The 22,853-nt window shown below is 43.3% G+C and carries 18 protein-coding genes; 7 read left to right on the plus strand and 11 right to left on the minus strand.

Annotated elements, in window-relative coordinates:
• Positions 1-550: 550 nt before the first annotated feature.
• The 3 genes from GZN30_RS21140 to GZN30_RS21150 all read left to right on the plus strand — a co-directional run bounded on the left by GZN30_RS21140 (position 551) and on the right by GZN30_RS21150 (position 2,434).
• Entirely contained in the window at positions 551-1,111 is a 561-nt protein-coding gene (locus GZN30_RS21140; RefSeq protein WP_232060584.1) for a hypothetical protein, read from the plus strand.
• Between the two features lie 120 nt (positions 1,112-1,231).
• Positions 1,232-1,597 carry a hypothetical protein gene (locus GZN30_RS21145; protein WP_075652696.1) on the plus strand — a complete coding sequence of 122 codons (366 nt, stop codon included), beginning with the start codon at positions 1,232-1,234 and terminating at the stop codon, positions 1,595-1,597.
• A 60-nt stretch (positions 1,598-1,657) separates the two neighbouring features.
• Positions 1,658-2,434: a hypothetical protein gene (locus GZN30_RS21150; protein ID WP_075652697.1), complete on the plus strand. Its 777-nt coding sequence runs from the start codon at positions 1,658-1,660 to the stop codon at positions 2,432-2,434.
• A 68-nt stretch (positions 2,435-2,502) separates the two neighbouring features.
• Here GZN30_RS21150 and GZN30_RS21155 read toward each other — a convergent pair whose 3' ends face one another.
• The 6 genes from GZN30_RS21155 to GZN30_RS21180 form a co-directional block, all read right to left on the minus strand.
• A complete protein-coding gene (locus GZN30_RS21155; RefSeq protein WP_075652698.1) occupies positions 2,503-3,576 on the minus strand; it encodes a ParB family protein in 1,074 nt (357 codons plus the stop codon).
• Positions 3,576-4,775, minus strand: coding sequence for a ParA family protein (locus GZN30_RS21160; protein ID WP_075652699.1), 1,200 nt, complete (start codon positions 4,773-4,775; stop codon positions 3,576-3,578). Before GZN30_RS21160 ends, GZN30_RS21155 begins: the two co-directional genes overlap by 1 nt.
• A 158-nt stretch (positions 4,776-4,933) precedes the next feature.
• On the minus strand, positions 4,934-5,392 hold the full coding sequence (locus GZN30_RS21165) for a GNAT family N-acetyltransferase (RefSeq protein WP_075652700.1): 459 nt from the start codon (positions 5,390-5,392) through the stop codon (positions 4,934-4,936).
• Positions 5,393-5,540: 148 nt separating this feature from the next.
• Positions 5,541-6,203, minus strand: coding sequence for an HAD family hydrolase (locus tag GZN30_RS21170; RefSeq protein WP_075651212.1), 663 nt, complete (start codon positions 6,201-6,203; stop codon positions 5,541-5,543).
• Positions 6,204-6,258: 55 nt separating this feature from the next.
• Positions 6,259-7,086, minus strand: a complete 828-nt coding sequence (locus GZN30_RS21175; RefSeq protein WP_075651210.1) for a MurR/RpiR family transcriptional regulator — start codon at positions 7,084-7,086, stop codon at positions 6,259-6,261.
• Positions 7,087-7,228: 142 nt separating this feature from the next.
• On the minus strand, positions 7,229-8,599 hold the full coding sequence (locus GZN30_RS21180; RefSeq protein WP_232060587.1) for a GntP family permease: 1,371 nt from the start codon (positions 8,597-8,599) through the stop codon (positions 7,229-7,231).
• Between the two features lie 315 nt (positions 8,600-8,914).
• On the opposite strand from GZN30_RS21180, the gene GZN30_RS21185 reads away from it, so the two are divergent.
• Genes GZN30_RS21185 through GZN30_RS21195 form a run of 3 tightly spaced genes read left to right on the plus strand, consistent with a single transcriptional unit; the run spans position 8,915 to position 11,429 of the window.
• Complete coding sequence (locus GZN30_RS21185; RefSeq protein ID WP_075651206.1) at positions 8,915-10,090, plus strand: iron-containing alcohol dehydrogenase; 1,176 nt, start codon at positions 8,915-8,917, stop codon at positions 10,088-10,090.
• Positions 10,091-10,140: 50 nt separating this feature from the next.
• Positions 10,141-10,950, plus strand: coding sequence for a MurR/RpiR family transcriptional regulator (locus GZN30_RS21190; protein ID WP_075651204.1), 810 nt, complete (start codon positions 10,141-10,143; stop codon positions 10,948-10,950).
• Positions 10,951-10,973: 23 nt separating this feature from the next.
• On the plus strand, positions 10,974-11,429 hold the full coding sequence (locus GZN30_RS21195) for a methylglyoxal synthase (RefSeq protein WP_075651202.1): 456 nt from the start codon (positions 10,974-10,976) through the stop codon (positions 11,427-11,429).
• A gap of 389 nt (positions 11,430-11,818) precedes the next feature.
• Here GZN30_RS21195 and GZN30_RS21200 read toward each other — a convergent pair whose 3' ends face one another.
• The 4 genes from GZN30_RS21200 to GZN30_RS21215 form a co-directional block, all read right to left on the minus strand.
• Positions 11,819-13,279 carry a sugar porter family MFS transporter gene (locus tag GZN30_RS21200; protein ID WP_408646847.1) on the minus strand — a complete coding sequence of 487 codons (1,461 nt, stop codon included), beginning with the start codon at positions 13,277-13,279 and terminating at the stop codon, positions 11,819-11,821.
• 198 nt (positions 13,280-13,477) lie between these two features.
• The gene (locus GZN30_RS21475) at positions 13,478-15,484 is read right to left on the minus strand and encodes a sigma-54-dependent Fis family transcriptional regulator (protein WP_075651198.1); all 2,007 of its coding nucleotides are present in this window, start codon (positions 15,482-15,484) and stop codon (positions 13,478-13,480) included.
• A 200-nt stretch (positions 15,485-15,684) separates the two neighbouring features.
• Positions 15,685-16,674: an inositol 2-dehydrogenase gene (iolG, locus tag GZN30_RS21210; RefSeq protein ID WP_075651196.1), complete on the minus strand. Its 990-nt coding sequence runs from the start codon at positions 16,672-16,674 to the stop codon at positions 15,685-15,687.
• 82 nt (positions 16,675-16,756) lie between these two features.
• A complete protein-coding gene (locus GZN30_RS21215) occupies positions 16,757-17,533 on the minus strand; it encodes a TIM barrel protein (RefSeq protein WP_075651194.1) in 777 nt (258 codons plus the stop codon).
• Between the two features lie 682 nt (positions 17,534-18,215).
• On the opposite strand from GZN30_RS21215, the gene GZN30_RS21220 reads away from it, so the two are divergent.
• Positions 18,216-19,391, plus strand: coding sequence for a Gfo/Idh/MocA family protein (locus GZN30_RS21220; protein WP_075651214.1), 1,176 nt, complete (start codon positions 18,216-18,218; stop codon positions 19,389-19,391).
• A 242-nt stretch (positions 19,392-19,633) separates the two neighbouring features.
• Here GZN30_RS21220 and adhE read toward each other — a convergent pair whose 3' ends face one another.
• Positions 19,634-22,309, minus strand: a complete 2,676-nt coding sequence (gene adhE, locus GZN30_RS21225; RefSeq protein WP_075651191.1) for a bifunctional acetaldehyde-CoA/alcohol dehydrogenase — start codon at positions 22,307-22,309, stop codon at positions 19,634-19,636.
• Positions 22,310-22,853 lie beyond the last annotated feature (544 nt).

Genomic DNA, 22,853 nt, shown 5'->3' on the forward strand with positions numbered 1-22,853 from the left:
GTTTAATAAAAAATTCCAGCTAAAAGTCTGGTGTTTTTGTCTCCGGGAACTAGATATATTTTATACCTCTTTAGATAGGCACCCGAGTTCATACGAGAAGTTGCGCACTGACTTTATTACGCGCGAACATGTCTTAGCTGCCAAACTGGACTAGGGTGATTACTTCTGCTTGGTTTTTCTCTTACTTTTCTTCGGCGATTTTAAGCTCTGATTTGATGACTGTAATGATGGCTTCTTTCTGATCTTCGAGCGGATATTCAGCCTGAATATTGACAAGATTCGAGCTAATTTTTTGAGGAGTTCGCTCAGTAACAGTTTGTCATGATTTCACCAAGTTAGGTGACAATCATGTGGAGCCGAGCATAGATTGTGACAAGCCATTGTTGCACTTCATTATCGTTAATACTCCTAATATTCTGATTAGGAGTATTAACGATAATCATGCTCCATCCTCTTTTTATGCATCTTGTATATTATGTCAAAGAAATGGTCTTAAAAATCACCTAAGATACTGTAAATAAAGAAAACTAGTAGTATGGATAGAGTGGTTATGGCTAAAAACGAAATCTTGATTATTGAATCAAGAAGTGCAAGAGACATTTACGAAGACAGATATGAAGGAGCCACTCTTAAAGAAGTTTTGAAACTGCAAGGGATATCCGCAAAGCACTTTGAAGTGATTAATAAAACGTACTTTGAAAAAGCCATCAAGTATGCCGCAAATGAGAGCATAAAATATGTGCACTTTAGTGGGCATGGTAGTGAAGAAGGAATTGAATTAACAGACGGTTTTATTACTTGGAAAGAACTTGACCAAATAGCATGGCCTCACCTGAAAGATACCTGCTTATGCTTTTCGAGTTGTGACGTTGCTAAAGGCGTTGAAGAAATATTTGAATACCATAAGTCATTTTGCAATGCAGTCATCGCTCCTACGCGCCCAATCACTTGGGGCGAAGGATTGGTGGCATTTAGCGCTTTGTATCACAGAGCTTTATCATCTTCGACGAGTTCAAGCCAAGATGTGAGAGTTCTAAATCACATTGTTGGCGCGGGGACATTCAGTTTTATTGCTTCTACTTTCAGGTCGACGACTTACTCGGTCGGTTAAGGAGTCATTATCCAACGGTTCGTAGTGAGTTGGTTGCTCGCTACGAATCGCGGCTTAAGTGGTAGTCTGATTTATCTTTGATGTTGCCCTATTTTTTAAAGTCACCTTAATGGACTCAACATGAACAAAGCTCATTTTCCTGAATTGCCAAGCAAGATCGCTGACCCAATTGCCACTCTTTATCAGCTTTTAGATGCTCAGAAAGAACATTCTGACTCTGTAGGTGAGCAAAATTCGGTCCTTGAGCTTCAGCTATCTCTGCAAAACGTATGTCACCTTGCGAGAACAGCATACTTATCATCGATTACACCAGAAAATCGACAGGCGTTAGAAAAATTGATCAGGAAATCTTTTTCATTTGATGGCCAGTTGCAAGCGATCTCTCAGCACTATGGGTGGTCACAAACTATCGAGGCTCAAATGATGGTTCAGATGGGTCTCATTATTAAAGTATTGTCGAGGGAGAATGAGCGCTTGAGTCATTAAGCGATTCCTTAAAGTGAAATATAGGAATGTCATCCTCGTTAAGAATCTGGAGCTCTAAAAATGAAACGATTGATTAATGCTTTGCATTTTAGTAATTCAGCAAAGGCGATAGACACTGTTGAAGTGGATCTCGATAGCCTTCCGCAGGGATGTCATGACTACCTCGACGTTGTTATTAAGAGCTTGCAACCATTGGCTGAGTCATCACCGGAGCTGCGGGCGACGGTGTATGTGCAGCAGGCATCATCAGTGAACTTTATGCGCTCTGGTTACTCAGTCTTTATTGGGGTTGTGGGGAGCCAAAATGCTCTTGAGTTAATTTTGGAGGGCTTCGAGTCTATGCCGGGGGTTGATGTCCGTTACGGCGATTCTATTCTCACCAAGCAATCGCGCTGCAGGCTTCATATCGAGGATGGTTATGTTTGGCAGCAAGACGATGACGTGACTTGGTTTGCTTATTCTGACCTCGATGATAGCGAAGAGTCACCAGAACTAGACGATGACGACTATCAATATACCGATGAAGACTATGCTAGATATCCAAGTAACACTAAGGTTTACGAAGCTGGCGACTTATTGAGAGAGATGAACCAAATTAATAGCGTTGCAGCCGATGCGAGTGTAAGCGTCGATGATCGTGTTTCAATGCCCTCTAAAGGTGTGTATACACGGGAGCGAGCCGTTCGATCTGATGCAAGAGTTGGTTCAATTCGCGCGACAATTGAAGAGGTTTTTGGTTTACCAGAAGGGTCGGTTAAGCTTTGTGATCCCGAAGGACATTCATTACGCGCGGATGCAAGAATAGGCACACTTCGCCAACGTTGGGAAAATCGCTAATGCGGTGATTGAGTGACGATATAAAAACGCCAGCTAAATAGCTGGCGTTTGTGCATCTGATGATGACGTTATTGGTGTTTACTTAACACAGCAGCGATAGCTTTATCCAACTCAGCTTGAACCTCTTTGGACAAACGCCCGAACTCATACGAGAAATTACGACCTTTGACCTTCTTGCGTGCGAACATGCCTTTGCTGTCAAACTGGGCGAGGGCAGTCACTTGCGCCTTGTCCTTCTCTTGTTTCGCTTCAGCGATTTTAAGCTCAGATTTGATTAACGTAATGATGGCGTCTTTCTGATCTTCGAGCGGATATTCAGCCTGAATATTGACAAGATTTTTCTCAGTTTTCTGCACGAAACTCGCCAACTGTTTTGGCTCGCCACAGGCTTTCATCACCTTATCCAGTAATGCGTAGTCTGGATGTGAAAGGGCGTTAACCACCGGGAAAAGCTGAATCAACGTCTCGTCAATGGAAGCGGCTTTCATCGCTTTACTGACGCCGGCTTGGCTTAGTGCAAGTCGACTGGCGATTTCAGCTTGTGTCACTCCTTGTTCGCTCTTCTGAATGGCAAGGCATTGCAAGCCGATCTCACGCAAGTTGTGCTCTTTGGCGGTTTGCAGTTGTTTTGCCAGCGCTTTGGCATCGGCAATGGAAATCGTGTCTTGGGTAACCAGCAGACGAAATTCTTTTACGCGTCCTTGTTGCAGTAAGAACCACGCACGGCGGCGTGAGCCGTCCAGAACATCGATTTTACCGTCGACTTCACGACCAACGGCAGGATAGAACTGTTGGAACTCTAGTGAGTTCAAATCTTGCAGTGACTCTGCGGTTAACATGGATTGATCGCGACCGTTAACATCAAACGTCACCAAGGTAGTGTCGCGCACTTGTTCATAAGAGAGCGTCACTTCGTTGAACGTTGCAGTGTCACCGGATGCAAGCTGCCATACCATGCTTTGACCGACGGCAGTGAGACCAAATTGTTGCTGCAGATACGCCGCCGCATCTTGGCCAGATTTGGCAAGCTCGTTGGTTAGCTGTTTAGCTAATGAATCTACGTTCGCTTTCGCGGCAGATTGTTGCGCTGCTACGGCACCGGGTGCATTTCCTAATGGGCTGCCGCCACGTTTTTTCGCCATTATGCTTGCTCCTGTTCACGCCAAACGTTGACGATGTCGCGTAGAATCTGACTAGTGACTTCATAACCATTTTGCTGCGCAGATTGGAAAGTTGCTTTGCTCTTTGGGTACTCGCTTTTCGACATATCGAATACCGTAGAAAGTAGGGAAGAGGCCTGACGGATCGCTTCACTGTGTTTGAATTCTTTGGAGTACAAGTACGGTCCAAAGTAGTCATAAAGACTGTTCATCAGCTCGGTTGTGGTTGAGCTGTCACGGTGGTTAGTGAGCAATATTTTCATAAAGTCATAACCTGGGTGATTGGCGTTTTCGAGCAGCGCCCATACTTGCGGGATGTAGCTAAAGTACGAACAGGTTGCGTCGATGTCGTTTTCGGTGATCGACAATGGGAAGACAACTGAGGTCGCCGCAAAGTAAGCATTGAATGTCGCGTAACCTAGAGACGGTGGCGTATCAATGATCAGAATATCAAACTCGTCCTTTACGCTCTCGATAATGTCACTCAGTAGTGAGTAAGGCGAGGGCAGTTGGTGGCTAAACACCTGCTCGTGAAACCAACCTTCCATCGCGCGGTCACTTTGCGCCGCCGGTAGGATTCGAAGATTAGGAATGGTGGTTTCTAAAAAGGCTTCACGAACGACCTGCTCGAACGTTTCTCCTTCATCAAGATCGAAGTTGCGCATCATGAGATCGCCAACCGAGAGGTTACCTTCTTGCTCGGCCTCTGGCGCGTAGTACATCGATAACGTTGCCTGGCCATCCATATCAATCAGACCAATGCGGTATTCTTGATGAAATTCGGTCGCCAGACCGGAAGCGATGGTTGCCGCTGACACGGTTTTACCCACTCCACCTTTTTGGTTTTGGATCACGATGACTTGTGTTTGCTGTTTGTCATTACGCACGAACTTAGGCTCTTTACGTAAAGACTCTGGCAGTAAAGCGCGCACACGATACATTTCCGCAATGTCGATCGACCATTGTGAGTCTTCGTGACGGCGCGGGTCGATTTCTGCCGCTGAGACGTATTTGTCTAGCGTTTTTGCATCAATGCCAAGATAAGCCGACGCTTCTGCGCGGGTAAAGTTACGCAGCTCTTTACGGTGGTTCGCAAGCAAACGCAGGTTACGACGTTTAATGTAGTCATCCGCACCTTGTTTAAGGTGTTGAAAATCCTGAGTGGTGTGTTGGGTGTCCATTTCTATCTCCATGAAGGAATTAGAAATAGTATATCCCTTAATTTTTGAGGTTAGTAGTAAAAATTAAGGGATGAATGTTTTTTGAGAGATAGGTCGTTGTGTGTAGTGTAAAAAGATGAGTAAAAGAGTGCATTGACCGTGGATTAAGAAGGTTCACACTAGCGGGCGATAACGCGACTGTACGTGATTTTGTCATTACCATTTTCATAGTAATCGTTGACAATGCCTTCGCAGATATAACCCAAGCGTAAACATAGATGACGGTACTTGCTGTACTCTTTCTTGCCGTAGCTATGCACCAATAAGCGACGATGATTTCCGGTGCGTAATTTAAACTCGATGTATTTGAGTAGCGCCTTACCGATCCCTCGATTTTGCTGATCTGGGCGTACGACGACAAAGTTAACAATCCAAGTTCCACTGGCAAATTCATCACTGGTGACATGCGCCGCCGCACACAGTTTATTGGCAATTTTGTAGCCGAACCATGTGTTGCTTGATGAGCTTTGATTGAGCAGTTCTGAGATTTTCTCTTTGCTGCGAACAGAGACAGCATCAGTAGTAGCAAGTAATTCAGCTAACGCGGAGAAATCATTTTGGTCCAAAACACAATTCATAATACGCTCTTGAAATTATTTTTCTAAAACAAAGATAAAGTGAAATATATTTTCCATTTAATTGTATTGTTGTCAATTAGCGTTTGGTGATAAAAGCCGCTTTGTTTCTCATTTTAAGCAGCCGATGAGAAACAAAGCTGATGAGGCGTTAAATAAGGTGAGCTAAGCATTCTTTCAGATGAGTAATTGTGTGAGTTCCTGCCAGGGAAGTGGTGTTTGTTTGTTGATGAGTGAAGTAGAGTGTGCGAATGCCTGCTCTAACGCCTGCTTCTGCGCCGACCGGTGAGTCATCAATAAATAGGGCTTGCTCGGGGGTAAACCCAAGCGTGTTGAGTGCGGTTAGCAATAGTGTTGGCTCAGGTTTCCAACTGCCAACTTCAAATGCGCTAAAAATCTTATTTTCAAAATAAGGCATCAGTTTGGTTAGGTTGAGAGTAATGTCCATCTTTTCAAGTGGTGCGTTAGAAGCAATACAATAGGCGATATTGCGTTTATCGAGCTCTTGAATGACTTCCATTACCCCATCAATCGGTTCGAGTTCTTGAGCAAAAAGTTGGTTGCAATGTTCACGATAGCGCGTGATCAGTGCCGTTAGATTGACCTCTTCAATTTGGCAATGCATACCGAGAATAGAACTGAAAATGATGTCGATCTTTGTACCTTGCCACTCTTCTTTTAACCATTGGTAACTGACGTGGATATCAATTTCTTCAAGAGTCAGACATATCGCCTGTAAGCATAATCTTTCGCTATCAATTAACGTTCCGTCACAATCAAAAATGACACAACGAATCGAGGTTGTGGGTTCCATGAGTTTAGTTTCGCTATTAAAAAGTAAAAGGAGCGAGTGCTCCTTTTAGATGTCATTATTTTTGTTCGTGAAACGCTAGCGACACCGCGAGCGTTTGCGCGAGACATAGAGAGGCGGCTTGTGAGCGGAAAGCATCGACTTTGGCTTCTTTTACCACAAAGCACACATCGCTGAATGAGGCGAGCGGGCTGATCGGGCTGTCGGTGATGATCACTTGTTTGGTACCTGATTTTGCTAAAGAGTCGCTAATATCAGTGGTGTCTTTGGCGTACGGTGAGAAGCTGATAGCAATCACGACGTCATCGGCATCTACCATGCTTAACTGTTCTTTGAACATGCCACCTAACCCATCTATTAAGAATGCTCTCTTGTTGAGGTGTCTTAACGCATACGTTAAGTAAGATGCGACGCTGAAAGAGCGACCTAGCCCCATGACATAAATCGTTTTTGCTTTTGACAATGTTTCAACTGCTTCATTGAGTTTGTCTGCAGGGGTTTGAGATGACAGTTGTTGCATCGCATTAGTATTTGCACGTGCAAACTCGTGCAGGATATCGATAGGGTTATCCGGCGTATGACTATCTTCGTCCATCTCTTTGAGTAATTTTACTCGGTCTGTGTAGTTCGATGTCTCTTCAAGTAAGTGATTGCGAAAAACTTGTTTCATTTCATTGAAACCATTAAATCCAAACGCACTCGCAAATCGAATTAATGTGGATGGTGGTACATCGGCTTGTTTTGCAATTACTTGTACAGTTTCAAACGCCACACTGCTCTTATTATCAAGTACATACTCGGCAACTTGCTGAAGTCTTTTACTTAAATCTGTGTATTTAGCTCGAATCTGATCTTGCAGTTCGTTCAATGTGCTGGCCGGTGTCATATCGTTCTCCGCATTACATTTTTCACAATTTTATTCAAATTGAATGCAATAGTGAAATTTATTTTTCACTATTGCGACGTGAAAAGAGCAAAATCACCAGAAATGATTTTGCTCTTTGCGGATTGAAGACCTGCTCTTAGGGCTAGATACCCATTGAACCAATCATAACGATTGCGAGTGTTGCTATCATTGGGATCACTAAGGTACAAACAAAAATATCCTTGTATGACTGACGGTGTGTCATACCACAAATTCCCAATAAGGTGATTACTGCGCCATTGTGTGGCAGTGAGTCCAATCCACCACAAGCAATAGCAGCAACTCGGTGTAATGTCTCTAAGCTGATCCCTAATGTTTGGGCTTGTTGGATGTAGACATCCCCTAATGCGTCCAGCGCTATACTCAAACCGCCGGATGCAGAACCGGTGATGCCGGCTAGTAAACTGGTTGAAAGCGCGAATGAGAAAAGCGGCGAGCCTGGGATTGAAAGCACCATCTCTTTGACCACTTCAAACGAGCTTAGTGATTTGATCACGTTACCAAACCCAACGGCCGCTGCGGTATTCATAATAGGCATGATCGAGCTTTCACCGCCCTCATTTATCGCATCACGCGGATCAGGGATATATTTTCTAAACAGTACTAGCGCAACTGTGATCGCGGTGGTTAAGGCGATGATTAAACTCCACATCCCTTGAACTTTTTGCACGGTTGTTCCGAACTGACTTAGATAAGCGGTATGCGCATTTGGATAATAAAAAGTAACGATAAGAAAGTTTAGACCAAGCACAATAATGATAGGGATAAAGGCACTAATCACAGACGGGGTATCACTCTCGTTTTCTTCCTCTTCGAGTTCGACTATTCCACCAAATCCTTCACCAGCCAGTTGCGCGCGATTTTCTTGACGTTTTAGCCACATCATACCCAAACCAAACATGATGGCTGAACCAATAATACCGAGCACTGGTGCAGCGTAAGCTGTGGTGCCGAAGAATGGCATCGCAATGGTATTTTGGATCTGTGGTGAACCTGGTAGTGCTGTCATGGTGTAGGTAAACGAGCCTAGTGCAATGGTGCCAGGGATGAGACGTTTAGGCACATTACTATCACGGAAGATTTGGGCAGCAATAGGATAAACAGCAAAAACGACGACAAACATCGACACGCCACCATAGGTAAGTACTGTGACTGCAAGTACAACCGCTAGGATGGCATTTTGTTCGCCCACTTTGGTGGTGATAACTCGTGCGATGGTCTTCGCGGCACCTGATACATCCATGATTTTGCCGAAAATCGCCCCGAGTAAAAACGCAGGAAAATAGAGTTTTACGTAGTTAGCTGCGCTCGACATGAATACCTCGGTGTAGCTTGCCATAAGGTATGTGCCTGAGGAAAAAAGCGCGGCAACCAGTGCCAAAATCGGTGCTAGCCAGATAACTGACATTCCTTTGTACGCAAAGTACATCAACAGTATTAATGACAATAAAATGCCAAAGATTCCTAGATCCACGATGAGCTCCAATATCTAAGTGTAATCACCCGAAGAAACAAGTTTGTTTCATCAATTGGTATAATTGAATCATTTATTTCATTTTGTTTAAAGTGTTTTTTGTTTTCTAGCCACGAAGTTTTACGTTGGAATCTAAGTCTCCCTAATATTTTGTCTTTTTGTACAGTGATTTATGTGATTAGTTGTAGTTTGTAAGGATTTGATCTTCTCTTTGTTTTGAAATGATTTTTTCATTAATTTATTTCGCTTTTGTGTTTTATCGGTTATCTTGTTTCAAATTGATTTCATACTTTAACTGCTAAATGAGGACTATTCATGAGCGCAAAGATTGTATTACCGAGAATCATGCATGTTGGCCAGGGCGCGGCTTTGCAAGCTGCTGAAGTGCTTAAAACGTTGCAAGTCAATCAGCCGTTAATCGTTACCGACAAGATGATGGTACAACTTGGTTACGTTGAGCGTATTCGACAATCTCTATTAGAAGCGGGCATTGAATCTTCTCTATTTGCAGACACAATCCCTGAACCTACAGCTGCTTCAATTCAGGCTGGTGTTGAGATGATTAAAGAAGGGGGGTTTGATTCCATCATCGCAATTGGTGGCGGTAGTGCTATCGATAGTGCGAAAGCTATTTCGGTTGTGGGTAAACTGGGTGGCCAAGTTCGTGATTATAAATTTCCTGTTGATGTCTCAACCGAAGGATTGCCTATCATTGCGATCCCAACTACGGCTGGAACCGGGTCGGAGGTGACGCGTGTTACGGTGATCACTGATGAAAAAAGCGATGAAAAGATGCTGTGCATGGGACTTGGCTTTATGCCTCAAGCCGCATTAGTGGATTATGAACTCACGTTGAGCTTGCCGCCGCGAGTGACGGCTGATTGTGGTTTGGATGCACTAACTCATGCAATTGAAGCTTATGTCAGCCAGAAAGCAAACTTGTTTTCTGATGCACAAGCTCTTACAGCAATGCGTCTAATTGGCCAGAATCTACGAATGGCTTATCGACAACCTGATAACGGCGCAGCACGTGAAGCGATGATGTTAGGCTCAACCTTAGCAGGCATTGCTTTCTCAAATGCTTCTGTTGCGTTAGTGCATGGCATGAGCAGACCGATTGGTGCTTTCTTTCATGTGCCTCATGGCTTATCTAATGCGATGTTACTGCCTTGTATTACTGAGTTTTCTACACCTAACGCAGAAGATCGTTATGCCGACTGCGCTCGAGCAATGGGAGTGGCGACGCCAAGCGATAGTGATGTTGTAGCCTGTCAAAAATTAGTGGCTGAGCTTCGTGCTCTCAATCAAGAGCTTTGCGTACCATCATTACTGGCATACGGTATTGATAAAGAGAAGTTCTTGGGGCTAACCAAGACGATGGCTGAACAAGCGTTAGCTTCGGGATCGCCTCTGAATAATCCAAGAGTACCGTCAGTCGAAGATATGGTTGAACTGTACAACAAGGTTTGGCAAGAAGGTGACAACGAATAGGTTGTGATTAAGCCAGCCCCTGGGGCTGGCTTTTACGATGAGAAGCCCCTATGGACGATTATCAAATCTTAAGTGATTTTGAAAAACAAGTTCACGATAAGTTTGACACTTTAAGCCCTCGATTGCAGCAAGTGGCTTTGTATTTGCTGGCAAATAGAATTACCGTGGCATTTGCGACAATTAATGATATAGCCCAACAAGCCAACGTGCCCCCTTCAACACTAGTCCGATTTGCAAAAACTTTTGAACATAAAGGGTTTAGCAATATTCAGAAGATGTTTCGCGCCTCAATGCTGAGTGAAATACCGAATTATGCTGAACGGGCGAAGTTAGCTCAAGCGAGTGACAGTGATGTGACGCCTCATGCGTTACTTAAGGAGTTCTCTCTCTCCAATATAGAGTCGTTGAGCAATTTAGCTCGAGAGGTCGATGAAGTCGATTTGGCGAAAGCAACGGCGTTGATCGCTAAGGCTAATAATGTGTTTGTTATTGGTATAGGTCGTTCGTTTAGCATAGCGTCATATCTTTGCTATTCACTCTCTCATCTTGATGTTGCGAGTTATCTTTTAAACGGGGTGGGCGGTACGCTCGATGAGCAACTGGACGCGTTAATGCCCGGCGATTTACTGATCTCTGTGAGCTTTTCACCCTATGCAGAAGAAACGGTGGCCGCCTGCAGCTATGCAGCAAACAAAGGCGTTAGCCAACTGGCGATCACCGACCACCCAATTAGCCCGCTGGCCAGCTTTGGTGATGTTTCCATCGTGATAAAAGAGACCAAGGTGAAAGATGCATTTCGTACCTTATCCGCTACTCAGTGTTTAATTCAGTCGTTATGCCTGTCACTAGCATTCCAATAGGGCATTGGAGGAGGAAGAATAAAATGAAAACCGTTACGCGTCTTATGCCTGCCATTAAGCGGATTGCATTGGTTGCACACGATAACTGCAAACCCGAACTGCTGCAGTGGATCCAAGACAACCAAACTCGATTGAGTCGCCATGAGTTATGTGCAACCGGTACGACTGGAGCGCTAATTAACCAAATGACAAATTTGCAAATTGAACGAATGATAAGCGGTCCAATGGGGGGCGATCAGCAAATTGGTGCACGTATCTCAAGAGGCGATATTGATATCTTAATTTTCTTTTGGGACCCGTTGAATGCGGTACCGCATGACCCCGATGTAAAAGCATTATTACGGATTGCCAGTGTTTGGAACATACCGGTCGCGACAAACCGAGCTTGCGCGGAATTCCTGCTCGCATCGCCTTTGTTCGATCAAGAAGTTGCTTTGGAAATCCCTGATTATCAGGATTATCTACAACGCCGGACTTAGTGACGGCGTCACACATTCTTGTTCGGTGTCATCGTTTGACGATCGTTGTGATATTTTTGCTGTGTTACTTGAAGAGCCTCCCATGACTGCCATTGGGGGGCTTTTTTACAGGTATGAATTTATTAGCGCCAACTAGGTAAGATTTATCGATTAAAACAGTGTGCCAAGTATAAATCATTTATCTTATTTTGATATTAAAATTAGATGTGGTTGACTTAAACTTTATGAGGATTTATTTATAGAATATACAAAAGGCCTTTTTTATATTGAATCATCTTATTAGTTCATTAATTATTTTAACCGTTATTTTTATTTTCTATCCAATTAAAAAATGACGCAGGATCAATGCTGATACTGCGTCATTTTATATGATATCGCATATGATAAGATTAATTGCTCACCACAATGTCTTCTAATGGCTCTTTTGGCGTATCAGGTTGTGCATTGCCAAAACGTTTAGATTTAGACAACATCAATGGTTCAATATTCTCCAAAGAAACGCCACGAGTTTCTGGTAAGAAACGGCCAATAAACCAGTAACCAAGCAAGCAGAATGCCGCACACATTAGTAGTGGGAATGAGCCATTAAATTGCTCCATTAAGAAGTCACTGCGGTTCATCATCGGGAACGTTTGTGTCACGCTAAAATTCGAGATGTACATGGCACAAAATGCAATTCCCATCCCAACGGCACGCATACGATTTGGGAAGATCTCAGACATTAATAGCCAGGCACCAAGGCTCCATGATAGACCAAAGATGAACACAAACATCACCAGTGTAATGACTGGCAGGTAACCGGTGATCCCCATGATAAATTGAATTGACGTTAAAATTAGACACACCATACAACCGATAGCACCAAATTTCAGTAGCGGTTTGCGACCGACTCTGTCAACCATAAAGATCGCTACACAGACACCAATGAACAAGGCTGCGCCAAGGAAAATACTTTGGAAAAGAGAATCTTGGATGTTGGCGTTAATGTTCGATAGAAGTGATGGGGCGTAGTAAAGTAGGATGTTGATGCCAATAAGTTGCTGCAGTGTCGCGATAACACAACCAATCAGTACAATGTAACGAGTTTTGGGATTAGAAAGAATTTGCGAGACATTTAAACTGGCGGCTTTACTTGATTCTTCTTGGCGAATTGAGTCAGTAATTTCGCTGAGTAGTTTTTTCGCATGCTCTAGATTAGACAGTCGCGAGAGTACTTTCAAAGCATCATCATTACGACCTACCATTGCATACCAGCGTGGCGATTCAGGCATGAAGGTGACCAGTAATAAGAACAGCGTGATTGGCACGAGTTCAGACGCTAGCATCCAGCGCCATCCCATATCGACTACCCATGCCTCAGCCATGCCTTTCACGATCATAAAGTTAACGATATACACCACCATTTGCCCGCCAACCATCAGCATTTGCTGTAAGCCAAGCATGCGACCTCGGTAGTTTTTTGGAGAGACTTCTGCGATGTATAGTGGCGTAATGGCAGAGGCCATACCCACGGCAAAGCCGCCAATCATGCGATAAACAACAAACCAGAAAAATGTGGTTGCGAGTGCAGAGCCAATTGCAGAAACAAAAAATAATACGGCAGTAAAGATGAGGGTTCTCTTACGACCGTATTTGTTGGAGATTGATCCGACTATCAATGCGCCAAAGATACAACCAAAGAGCACGTTAGATACCGCCCAACCACTTTCCGCTGGAGTCAGTTGGAAGTAAGCTGTTAGAGGCTCGATAACGCCAGATATTACCGAGGCATCGTATCCTAGCATAACACCGCTCAGCGAGGCGATAATACATATCATCGTAGCGTAAAGTATATTATGTTTGACCATCATTGTTCCTTAATTAGATTTAATAAAAGCAAATAAATTTAATGTTATTAACCTTTTGGTTTTTGTTATTTAATTTAGCAATAGCTGTGCCATATATTTGCTTATTTATTTGTGATCAAAAAACGATAAATATATTCACCGATGTCTTAATATTGAACATGTATTAATTCATGTTCAATATCAATACAGGTGATTTATAATTTACTGCCGGTATTCGTGTATTTTTATATCCCACTTTTTCAGTTTGCAATACAAACTGTTCCTAGAAATAGATAGTGTGGTTGCTGTTTTGCGGATGTTTCCTCTGAACTCCTTTAAAAGATTAATGATGTGTTGGCGCTCATTGCTCTCTAAAGAGACTTTGATGGTTGAAAAAACAGGCATGATATGTGGTGTAAAAGGTTGTACTTCGGATGCTGTCGGAACGGTCATAACCGGCAGTGGCGGTAGTTGGATTTCGTCAGGTAGATCGTGGAGCTGGATCGCTAATCCTTTGTTAAGGTTGATTAAACGTTCAATAACGTTTTCGAGCTCACGGACATTACCTGGCCAAGTGTAAGCACACAACGCTTCGAGTGCTTCAGATGAAATTGATGGACGCATCTTTTTAAAAGTATTGCACATTTTCACCGAGAAATACTCGATTAAATCCCGAATGTCTTTGTCACGATGGCGCAAAGGCGGGATATGGATTGAAATCACATTGAGGCGATAATAGAGGTCGCGTCGGAACATTGAGTCATCAATGGCATTGACTAGATCTCGGTTGGTGGCTGCGATAATGCGCACATCAATTTTTTTTGGCTTGGATGAACCAATACGAATGACTTCGCTTTCTTGAATGACGCGCAGTAAACTGGTTTGAGCCTCAAGCGGCATCTCGCCAATTTCATCGAGAAATAACGTTCCGCCATCAGCTAGTTCAAACTTACCTGCAGCACCACCGCCCCTTGCACCAGTATACGCGCCTTCAACGTAGCCAAAGAGTTCGCTTTGCACCAAATCTTTCGGAATTGCCCCGCAATTGAGGGCGATAAATGGACCGTCGGCGCGCTCACTGTGATTATGAATAGATTGAGCGAATAGCTCTTTACCCGTGCCACTTTCACCGGTGATCAAAATGGTACTTTGACTGCGGCTGGCAACTTTTGCTCGTGATACGGTTTCTTTGAGTGCATCAGAGTTGCCCATGATGCGATCAAAGGTGTAGGTCGCGTTTCCACCAAGTACTTTACGTGCGATGCGTTTAATACGTTGGTCTTCGCGCAACGATATCACGCGGTTGCCATTATTCATTTCCATCACAGAGATGAGGCAATTGATACTTTTATTACTGCTTGGTCGAAAGAGCACTTCATGATCATTACCTTGATGAATGCGCAACATGGATTCATCTTCCGGTTTGAGTACCCTATCAATATTGCGCCCGAGGAGATCTAAGTCGCTGAAAATCTGTTTTGCATAACGATTGATGTTTTTAATGATGCCAGCATCATCAATCACGATAACACCCTCATTTAGGGTCTCTAAAATCAAACGTTGTTCAGCAAGCAGTTCTTTAAGCCGCAGTTGTTGCTCTATCGCATGCGCCGCTGCTTGGACCGTACCTAAAGTATGTGTATTAAAGTTTTCTTGAGTGGCGGTGAGTGTTAGTACACCGATAAGTGTCCCTTTGCTGTCCATAATCGGTGCGGCTGCACATTGTTTTCTGCGATCTCTTAGATGAAATTTCCAGTTTTCAGCGCTGAGAACGTACACCAGTTTTTTTTTGCGCAGACACAGTGCCGTACAGTTAGTGCCGAGCTCTTCTTCATGGAGAATACTGCCTACCGGGGTCAGATCGGACCCACAATAGCAAAGGGTGGTACCGTGATTATCCGTTAAATTAATATGACCATCAGGATTGTAGTAAAGCAGGTCTTGCATGAACTTTCTGGCGACAGAGATCAGTTCTCGATTATCAAGTAGCACGGTCGCAAGCTCATCTTCAGGGAGTGAGCGGTAAACAAAGGTTTCAGGGTCAATATTATTTTTGAGTGAGCGTTGCCAAGACGCCAATATCGAAGGACGTACGTTGTTTGGTTGTCCTCCTTCAATAAATTGTTCCCATGCATAGCGGATTACTTTATCGGTACTTTTAGCTTCTTGTTCTTGAGGAAGCAGCTCAAGCTCGACGACATCGCGCCTATTATTATGTTCTACTAGCATTTCAAAAGCCCAATCCCGCAGATACACCAACTCATGGTTGCGTATACATCAAGCGAAAATACAGTTATTTATATAATTATCAGTGCATTAGTATAATTTAACCATTACTCAACTCGATAGTTAGCACTTCACAATTCATGCAACTGATAGACGTTCGGTAGTGAACTGTGATGCTCACTACCGAATTTCTTCAAATCAACTTAGAGTTGAATTTCTTTGCCGGTTTGTAGTGATTCTAGCGCTTTGTCTGCTAAGTAAAGCGCTTGCATACCATCAAGACCACTGGTTGCTGGAATGGCTTGACCATTGAGTACTTCGACAAAGTGATTCCATTCTGCGATGTATGCGGCTTTGTAACGCTCCAGGAAGAAGAATTCAGGCTTCGCGTATTTACAGCCTTCTTCGGTCCATAGTTCTACCGCATCTTCATGTAGATTTTTCGCTGTTAGGACACCTTTTTCGCCATGCAGTTCGATACGCTGATCGTAACCATAGCCAGAGCGACGGCTGTTCGAAATTGTAGCCATTGCGCCCGATGGGAACTTCATGACCACGAATGCCGTATCAATATCACCCACCGCTTTGATGCCTTCATCAACAATTGAGCTGCCGCAAGCGTAAATAGACACTGGCTCTTCACCCATGATGAAGCGTGCCATATCAAAGTCATGAATTGTCATGTCACGGAATAGACCACCTGACACTTTCACATACTCAGCTGGCGGTGGCGATGGATCGCGAGAGGTGATCAGAAGACTCTCTGCTTTACCAATTTCACCTAGGCTTAAACGATCGCTTACTTGCTTGAACTGCGGGTCCCAGCGACGGTTAAAACCGATAAATAGTGGCACTTGTTGCGCTTCGACCACGGCTAAACATTGTTCCACTCGAGCCATATCCAAATGTACAGGCTTCTCACAGAAGATTGGCTTACCCGCTTTTGCTGCAAGTTCAATTAGTTCTGCATGAGTATCCGTTGCTGATGCAATCAAAACAGCATCAACATTGGCATCTTGCATCGCTTCTTCTACTGATTGGATCTTACAACCGTACTTATTAGCGATTTTATTTGCGTTGTCCGCAAACGGATCGATGATTGAGTAAAGGTTAGTTTGTGGGTGTTCAGCGATATTAACTGCGTGTACCACCTGACCAATTCGACCAGCACCGAATAGCGCAATATTAAACATATATGTTTCCTTTTTATGTAAACGTTCCTTCACCAGAACGTGAATTAATTAAATTACTGAGGTTTAATTTATGTGGTTAAATTTATTTAAAAGCGTTTTTAAATCTTTCAAGTGCAAGATCTGAGTCACCAGATGCCCAAGCTTCCATCGCAACAACGCCGGTATAATTAATATCTCTTAGTGCGGTTGCAATCGCTGGGTAATTAATTTCACCTGTACCTGGTTCCATTCGTCCTGGTACATCTGCAATTTGAATTTCACCGATATGTTGGTCACATTTACGAACCAATTCAATCAAATTTCCTTCACCAATTTGGGCATGATAAAGGTCCAAGTTCATCTTTAGATAAGGGCTATTTACTGCGCTGACAAGAGCCAAAGTATCGCACGCTTTACCAAAAGGAGTACCGGCATGGTCTACTTCAAGGTTTAAGTTTTCTAAGGTAAATACTTTGCCGTGTTCTTCCCCTAGTTTTGCGATTTTAGTCAGTGTATCCAGAGCTTTAAGCCACATGTCACCAGTGACAACTTCAACAGGTTTTACAGGAATACCACCTTCACCTAAACCTGTGCCATGTAGATTGAGAGAAGGACAATTCAAACGTTTGGCAACCTCAATCGATTCTTTTGCACTATTTAGTAAATTTTCAATCTCATCATCATCCGTTAGATTTCCTGATATGTAACCTGTCATTGATGTAAAGTCAGCGCCCGTTGCAACTAACGCATCAATATCTTTATTTGTCCAATCCCAAATTTCGACACTAAATCCAAGTTCATGAATTTTTTTAACTCTCTCAAGTAGTGGTAACTCTTGAAATACCATTTCAGAACAAACTGACAACTTATAATCTTTCATAAATACTCCAACACAAATTTAAAATAAAAATAAAAGTAATTAGGATAAAAACTCCATCAATCACTAAATTAGATCTAATGAATAATCAAATTCTCATTCGTTTATCTCGTGTTTGTACTTATTGCATCAAGTGTGCCAATTTTAATAACGTATATTCGTGATAAACATCGACATCAATTTAATACACATGTCCTGTTTTAGGACATGTCATGATTCATGCCCTAAAACAGGACACTTTTGAGCAGTCGAGTTGCATTCATCTAACTAGGTAACCTTAAAAACATGACGTTGTCACTTTTTTTGCAACTCGTTTATGAAATGTAATTTTCACACTAGCAGCTTAATGAGTGTTATTTTTTACAAGAAAAGTAATAACTTCACTCATTACCACGTAACTCTCACGTTAAACATATGTCTTCACATTGAACAGAAATGCCCTAAAAACGAACAAAAACCAGATTCATGACGAATTTTTCTGTGATCAAATGCAAGTTAATCTTAATTTTTACAGGTAATATTTTTATTTCATCACAGTTTTAATTTTGGAATACTAATTTCATTTTTAGCTTGTTTTATAGTCTGCACATCTAAGGGTCTTACGACCTATCATGTCAAATTGTAGGCGCCTCATCCCTGACAGATGGGCTTTGATGCGCAGCTTGAAATTGAGGAGAACGTAACCATGTTTAATGAAGAACGACGCTTTGAACAACCTATTCGTTGGGGGATGGTCGGGGGTGGAAGAGGCAGCCAAATAGGCTATTCCCACCGTAATGCCGCACAACGAGATGGTCTATTTGAATTGGTCGCAGGAGCCTTTGACCTAGATGCGGATCGTTGTCGTGATTTTGGTAAAAACATCGGTCTTGACCCACAGCGTTGTTACTCCAGTTACAAAGAATTATTTGCTGAGGAAGCCAAGCGTGAAGATGGTATCCAAGCAGTCTCTATTGCTACACCAAACTCTACACACTATGAAATATGTAAAGCCGCACTGGAATCAGGTTTGCATGTTGTTTGTGAAAAACCAATCACGTTCAAAACGGAAGAAGCAGAAGAGCTAAAATCTATTGCCCAACAAAAAGGTCGAATCCTTGGAGTGATGTACGGATACACGGGATTCCCGATGGTACATCAAGCGCGAGAAATGGTTGAAAGAGGCGACCTGGGCAAAGTTCGTGTTGTAACAATGCAGTTTGCTCATGGCTTCCATAATATTGAGCATGAGAAAGATAATCCTGGATTAAAGTGGCGTGTAAGCCCAGAAGTATCGGGACCAACTTATGTCATAGGGGATATCGGGACGCACGCTTTCTACCTATGTGAAATGATGACCGGGCTGAAAGTTGAACGCTTATCTTGTATGCGCCAAAGCTTTATCGCCTCCCGCGCCCCTTTAGAGGACAATGCCCATGTCATGATGGAATTTAAAGGTGGTGCAGTGGGCACTTTATGGGCATCAGCCGTCAATGCCGGATCGATGCACCAACAAAAAATCCGTATTGTCGGCGAAAAAGCCTCTATTGAATGGTGGGATGAGCACCCAAATCAGCTTCGCTACGAAGTTCAAGGTGAGCCTGCTCGCCTGCTCGACCGTGATATGGATTACCTATATAAAGATGTTGAAGGCGTTGCAGCTAGTCACGTAGGTGGCGGACACGCAGAAGGGTATTTTGAATCATGGGCGAACCTCTACCACCGCTTTGGCTTAGTGATGGATGCGGTTAATCGTGATGATATGATCACCGCAAACAACATTTGGTATCCAGGTATTGATGCCGGTATCGATGGTGTTCGTTTATGCGAAAAATGCGTTGAATCAGCGGACAACCAATCAGCTTGGGTGAAGTTTAACTAACCTGCGTTTCACCTTCCTTCTTCCAAAGAGCACGTGATTAAATTAATGTGCTCTTTTTCATTCTCATAGCGGTAATTCTCTGAACGATCAGAAACTTCACTCGTCTGGGTATTTTGTCTCACTTGCAATCTGATGATGAACAAATCAAAACGCTGCAACGCGAAATGTACGTTTCATTATTCAATAACAAAAAAGCGCCGACAATGCGGCGCAATTGGAGTCAAATGTTACTCAAACAACGATTAAGCGACAGCTTCTTCGTTCTTCTCTTTTTTCACCACTTTTAATGATGGCTTATTCGACTCAGGTAGATCCTCTGTAAATTTGTGCCCGTAGTAGGACGCAACGAGAACTGCACGTAGTTCGCTAATAAGAGGATAACGAGGGTTCGCTCCAGTACATTGATCATCGAATGCTTCAACCGCTAACGTATCAATCTTCGCCATAAAGTCAGCTTCGTTGATGCCCGCTTCTTTAATTGAACGCGGAATATCAAGCTCTAACTTCAGCTGTTCTAGCCAATCAAGTAGACGTTCGATTTTCTGTGCTGTGCGATCGCCAGGCAGAGAAAGTCCAAGATGGTCGGCAACTTCTGCATAACGACGGCGAGCTTGCGGACGGTCATATTGAGAGAATGCTGTCTGCTTAGTTGGATTGTCGTTAGCATTAAAACGCACTACGTTTGAAATCAGTAATGCATTGGCTAAACCATGAGGTAGATGGAACTCAGCCCCCAGTTTGTGTGCCATTGAGTGGCACGCACCAAGAAAAGCGTTCGCAAATGCCATGCCTGCTATAGTTGCTGCGTTGTGCACTTTCTCTCTAGCGATCGGGTCAGAGGCGCCGTTAGCATAACTTGATGGTAGGTATTCTTTGAGCATTTTTAACGCTTGCAATGCTTGACCATCAGAATATTCATTCGCGAGTACTGATACATATGCCTCTAAAGCGTGTGTTACTGCGTCATACCCACCAAAAGCAGTCAATGACTTGGGCATGTTCATCACTAAATTGGCATCAACAATAGCCATATTTGGCGTGAGTTCATAGTCAGCTAATGGATACTTAGCCCCTGTCGCATCATCGGTTACTACCGCGAAAGGCGTCACTTCAGAGCCGGTACCAGAAGTGGTTGTAATACATACTAAATCGGCTTTCTCACCCATTTTAGGGAAAGTGTAAATACGCTTGCGAATATCCATAAATCGCATCGCTAACTCTTCAAAATGCGTTTCTGGATGCTCGTACATTACCCACATAATTTTGGCTGCATCCATTGGTGACCCCCCACCAAGCGCCAAAATGACATCTGGTTGGAAGCTTTGCATTGCGTCAGCCCCTTTACGCACAACACTTAGAGTTGGGTCTGCTTCCACTTCGTAGAATGTGCTCACTTCCATGCCTTGTGCTTTTAATAGGCGCACGACATCATCGGCGTAACCGTTATTAAATAGGTATCGGTCGGTGACTAAGAACGCGCGCTTTTTGCCCGCTAAATCGCTTAAAGCAACCGGCAAACATCCGCGACGGAAGTAAATTGATTTTGGTAATTTGTGCCAAAGCATATTTTCTGCGCGTTTCGCGACCACCTTTTTGTTGATCAGATGTTTCGGTCCGACGTTTTCTGAAATAGAGTTCCCCCCCCAAGAGCCACAGCCTAAGGTTAAAGAAGGCGCGACATTGAAGTTGTAAAGGTCACCAATACCACCATGCGTCGTTGGTATATTGATTAAAATGCGAGCAGTTTTGAGCTTGTCACCAAAGTAGCGCACACGGTCTGCGTTTTTATCTTGGTCAGTATACAAGCCAGAGGTGTGACCAATCCCACCAATTTCCACCATGGTTACCGCTTGTTCAACGGCGTCTTCAAAATCTGTCGCACGGAATAAACCAAGTGTTGGAGATAGTTTTTCATGCGCAAATGCATCATCAATCGACACTTTGCCGAGCCCTTCACCTATCAGAATTTTGGTATCAGCAGGCACATTGACCCCAGCCATATCAGCGATAGCAATGGCTGGTTGACCGACAATCTTGGCGTTTAATGCCCCATTAACCAATAACACTTTACGTACTTTATCCGCTTCTGTTTTATTCAATACATAAGCTTTATGACTAGCAAAACGTGCTTTTACTTCATCGTAGACTTTATCAACGACGATAACCGCTTGCTCGGATGCGCACACCACACCATTATCGAACGTTTTTGACATCAACACTGAAGCCACGGCACGCTTAATGTCCGCAGTTTCATCAATCACAACCGGTACGTTACCTGCCCCCACACCAATAGCTGGCTTACCAGATGAATATGCCGCTTTCACCATGCCTGGTCCGCCTGTCGCTAAAATTAACGCGATGTCATCGTGTTTCATTAGCGCATTAGAGAGTTCCACTGTTGGCTGATCAATCCAACCAATAATGTCTTTTGGAGCACCGGCGGCGACTGCTGCTTGAAGAACTAATTTAGCAGCGTCATTCGTAGACCCCTTCGCTCGAGGGTGAGGTGAAAAAATGATGCCATTACGCGTTTTGAGTGCAATCAGCGACTTAAATATCGCCGTTGAGGTTGGGTTAGTCGTTGGAACGATACCGCAGATAATGCCGACCGGTTCCGCAATCGTCATTGTGCCCATCGCCTTGTCTTCTTCCAAGACTCCACAGGTTTTTTCATCTTTGTACTTATTGTAAATGTATTCTGAAGCAAAGTGGTTTTTAATCACCTTGTCTTCAACAATACCCATGCCAGATTCCGCCACCGCTTGCTGTGCTAATGGAATACGTGCTTGGTTGGCAGCTAACGACGCTGCACGAAAGATCTTATCAACCTTCTCCTGAGAAAATGTAGCAAATTCTGCTTGCGCAGCTTTCACTCGAGAGACGAGTGTGTTGAGTTCATCTAAGTTAGTTACAAACATTACGACATCCTAATAATCAATGATTCTTTATTAAGTCCCCCCTTGATTAGCGAGACAGGATAAAAAACCTTGCGCTAGCATCACGCTCAAGCGGTAACCATGAACGTTACAAATTAAAATGAAATGAACGCTTCAAATGAAATATACATTTCATAATTCTAATTTACCAAATCAAAATAATCATTTAGTGAGTTAGGCAACGTTTTCATACCTATTTTGCTTTACTGACTTATCGTCGCAAGCAATTGGTCTCTAAATATGTCCTAATAAAGCACATATCTACATGATATATATGGTTAAAAATCAAACGTTAGAATCTATTTATCTCCACCACCACCCCCTCTCTCACCCAGTGATAACACCCGTCAATTAACAAAAAAGCACAATTTCAAGAACCAAATCGCCAAATTGCGCAACAAATCAACCACTTGTCATTTGGCATTATTTGATCTTGCTCACTCAAATGACAATAAAAACCAACAAAATCAAGATCTTAACAAAAGAAAAGCCAAAAAAAACACTGTGTGCCTCGCCATATCGCCCA

The sequence above is a fragment of the Vibrio ponticus genome (genome assembly GCF_009938225.1).
Lineage (GTDB): Bacteria > Pseudomonadota > Gammaproteobacteria > Enterobacterales > Vibrionaceae > Vibrio > Vibrio ponticus.

Excerpts from the sequence above, each read along its gene's own strand:
- GZN30_RS21140 (WP_232060584.1), top strand. The coding sequence starts at position 551 with ATGGCTAAAAACGAAATCTTGATTATTGAATCAAGAAGTGCAAGAGAC.
- GZN30_RS21145 (WP_075652696.1), top strand. The coding sequence starts at position 1,232 with ATGAACAAAGCTCATTTTCCTGAATTGCCAAGCAAGATCGCTGACCCA.
- GZN30_RS21150 (WP_075652697.1), top strand. The coding sequence starts at position 1,658 with ATGAAACGATTGATTAATGCTTTGCATTTTAGTAATTCAGCAAAGGCG.
- GZN30_RS21155 (WP_075652698.1), bottom strand. The coding sequence starts at position 3,576 with ATGGCGAAAAAACGTGGCGGCAGCCCATTAGGAAATGCACCCGGTGCC.
- GZN30_RS21160 (WP_075652699.1), bottom strand. The coding sequence starts at position 4,775 with ATGGACACCCAACACACCACTCAGGATTTTCAACACCTTAAACAAGGT.
- GZN30_RS21165 (WP_075652700.1), bottom strand. The coding sequence starts at position 5,392 with ATGAATTGTGTTTTGGACCAAAATGATTTCTCCGCGTTAGCTGAATTA.
- GZN30_RS21170 (WP_075651212.1), bottom strand. The coding sequence starts at position 6,203 with ATGGAACCCACAACCTCGATTCGTTGTGTCATTTTTGATTGTGACGGA.
- GZN30_RS21175 (WP_075651210.1), bottom strand. The coding sequence starts at position 7,086 with ATGACACCGGCCAGCACATTGAACGAACTGCAAGATCAGATTCGAGCT.
- GZN30_RS21185 (WP_075651206.1), top strand. The coding sequence starts at position 8,915 with ATGAGCGCAAAGATTGTATTACCGAGAATCATGCATGTTGGCCAGGGC.
- GZN30_RS21190 (WP_075651204.1), top strand. The coding sequence starts at position 10,141 with ATGGACGATTATCAAATCTTAAGTGATTTTGAAAAACAAGTTCACGAT.
- GZN30_RS21195 (WP_075651202.1), top strand. The coding sequence starts at position 10,974 with ATGAAAACCGTTACGCGTCTTATGCCTGCCATTAAGCGGATTGCATTG.
- GZN30_RS21200 (WP_408646847.1), bottom strand. The coding sequence starts at position 13,279 with ATGATGGTCAAACATAATATACTTTACGCTACGATGATATGTATTATC.
- GZN30_RS21475 (WP_075651198.1), bottom strand. The coding sequence starts at position 15,484 with ATGCTAGTAGAACATAATAATAGGCGCGATGTCGTCGAGCTTGAGCTG.
- iolG (WP_075651196.1), bottom strand. The coding sequence starts at position 16,674 with ATGTTTAATATTGCGCTATTCGGTGCTGGTCGAATTGGTCAGGTGGTA.
- GZN30_RS21215 (WP_075651194.1), bottom strand. The coding sequence starts at position 17,533 with ATGAAAGATTATAAGTTGTCAGTTTGTTCTGAAATGGTATTTCAAGAG.
- GZN30_RS21220 (WP_075651214.1), top strand. The coding sequence starts at position 18,216 with ATGTTTAATGAAGAACGACGCTTTGAACAACCTATTCGTTGGGGGATG.
- adhE (WP_075651191.1), bottom strand. The coding sequence starts at position 22,309 with ATGTTTGTAACTAACTTAGATGAACTCAACACACTCGTCTCTCGAGTG.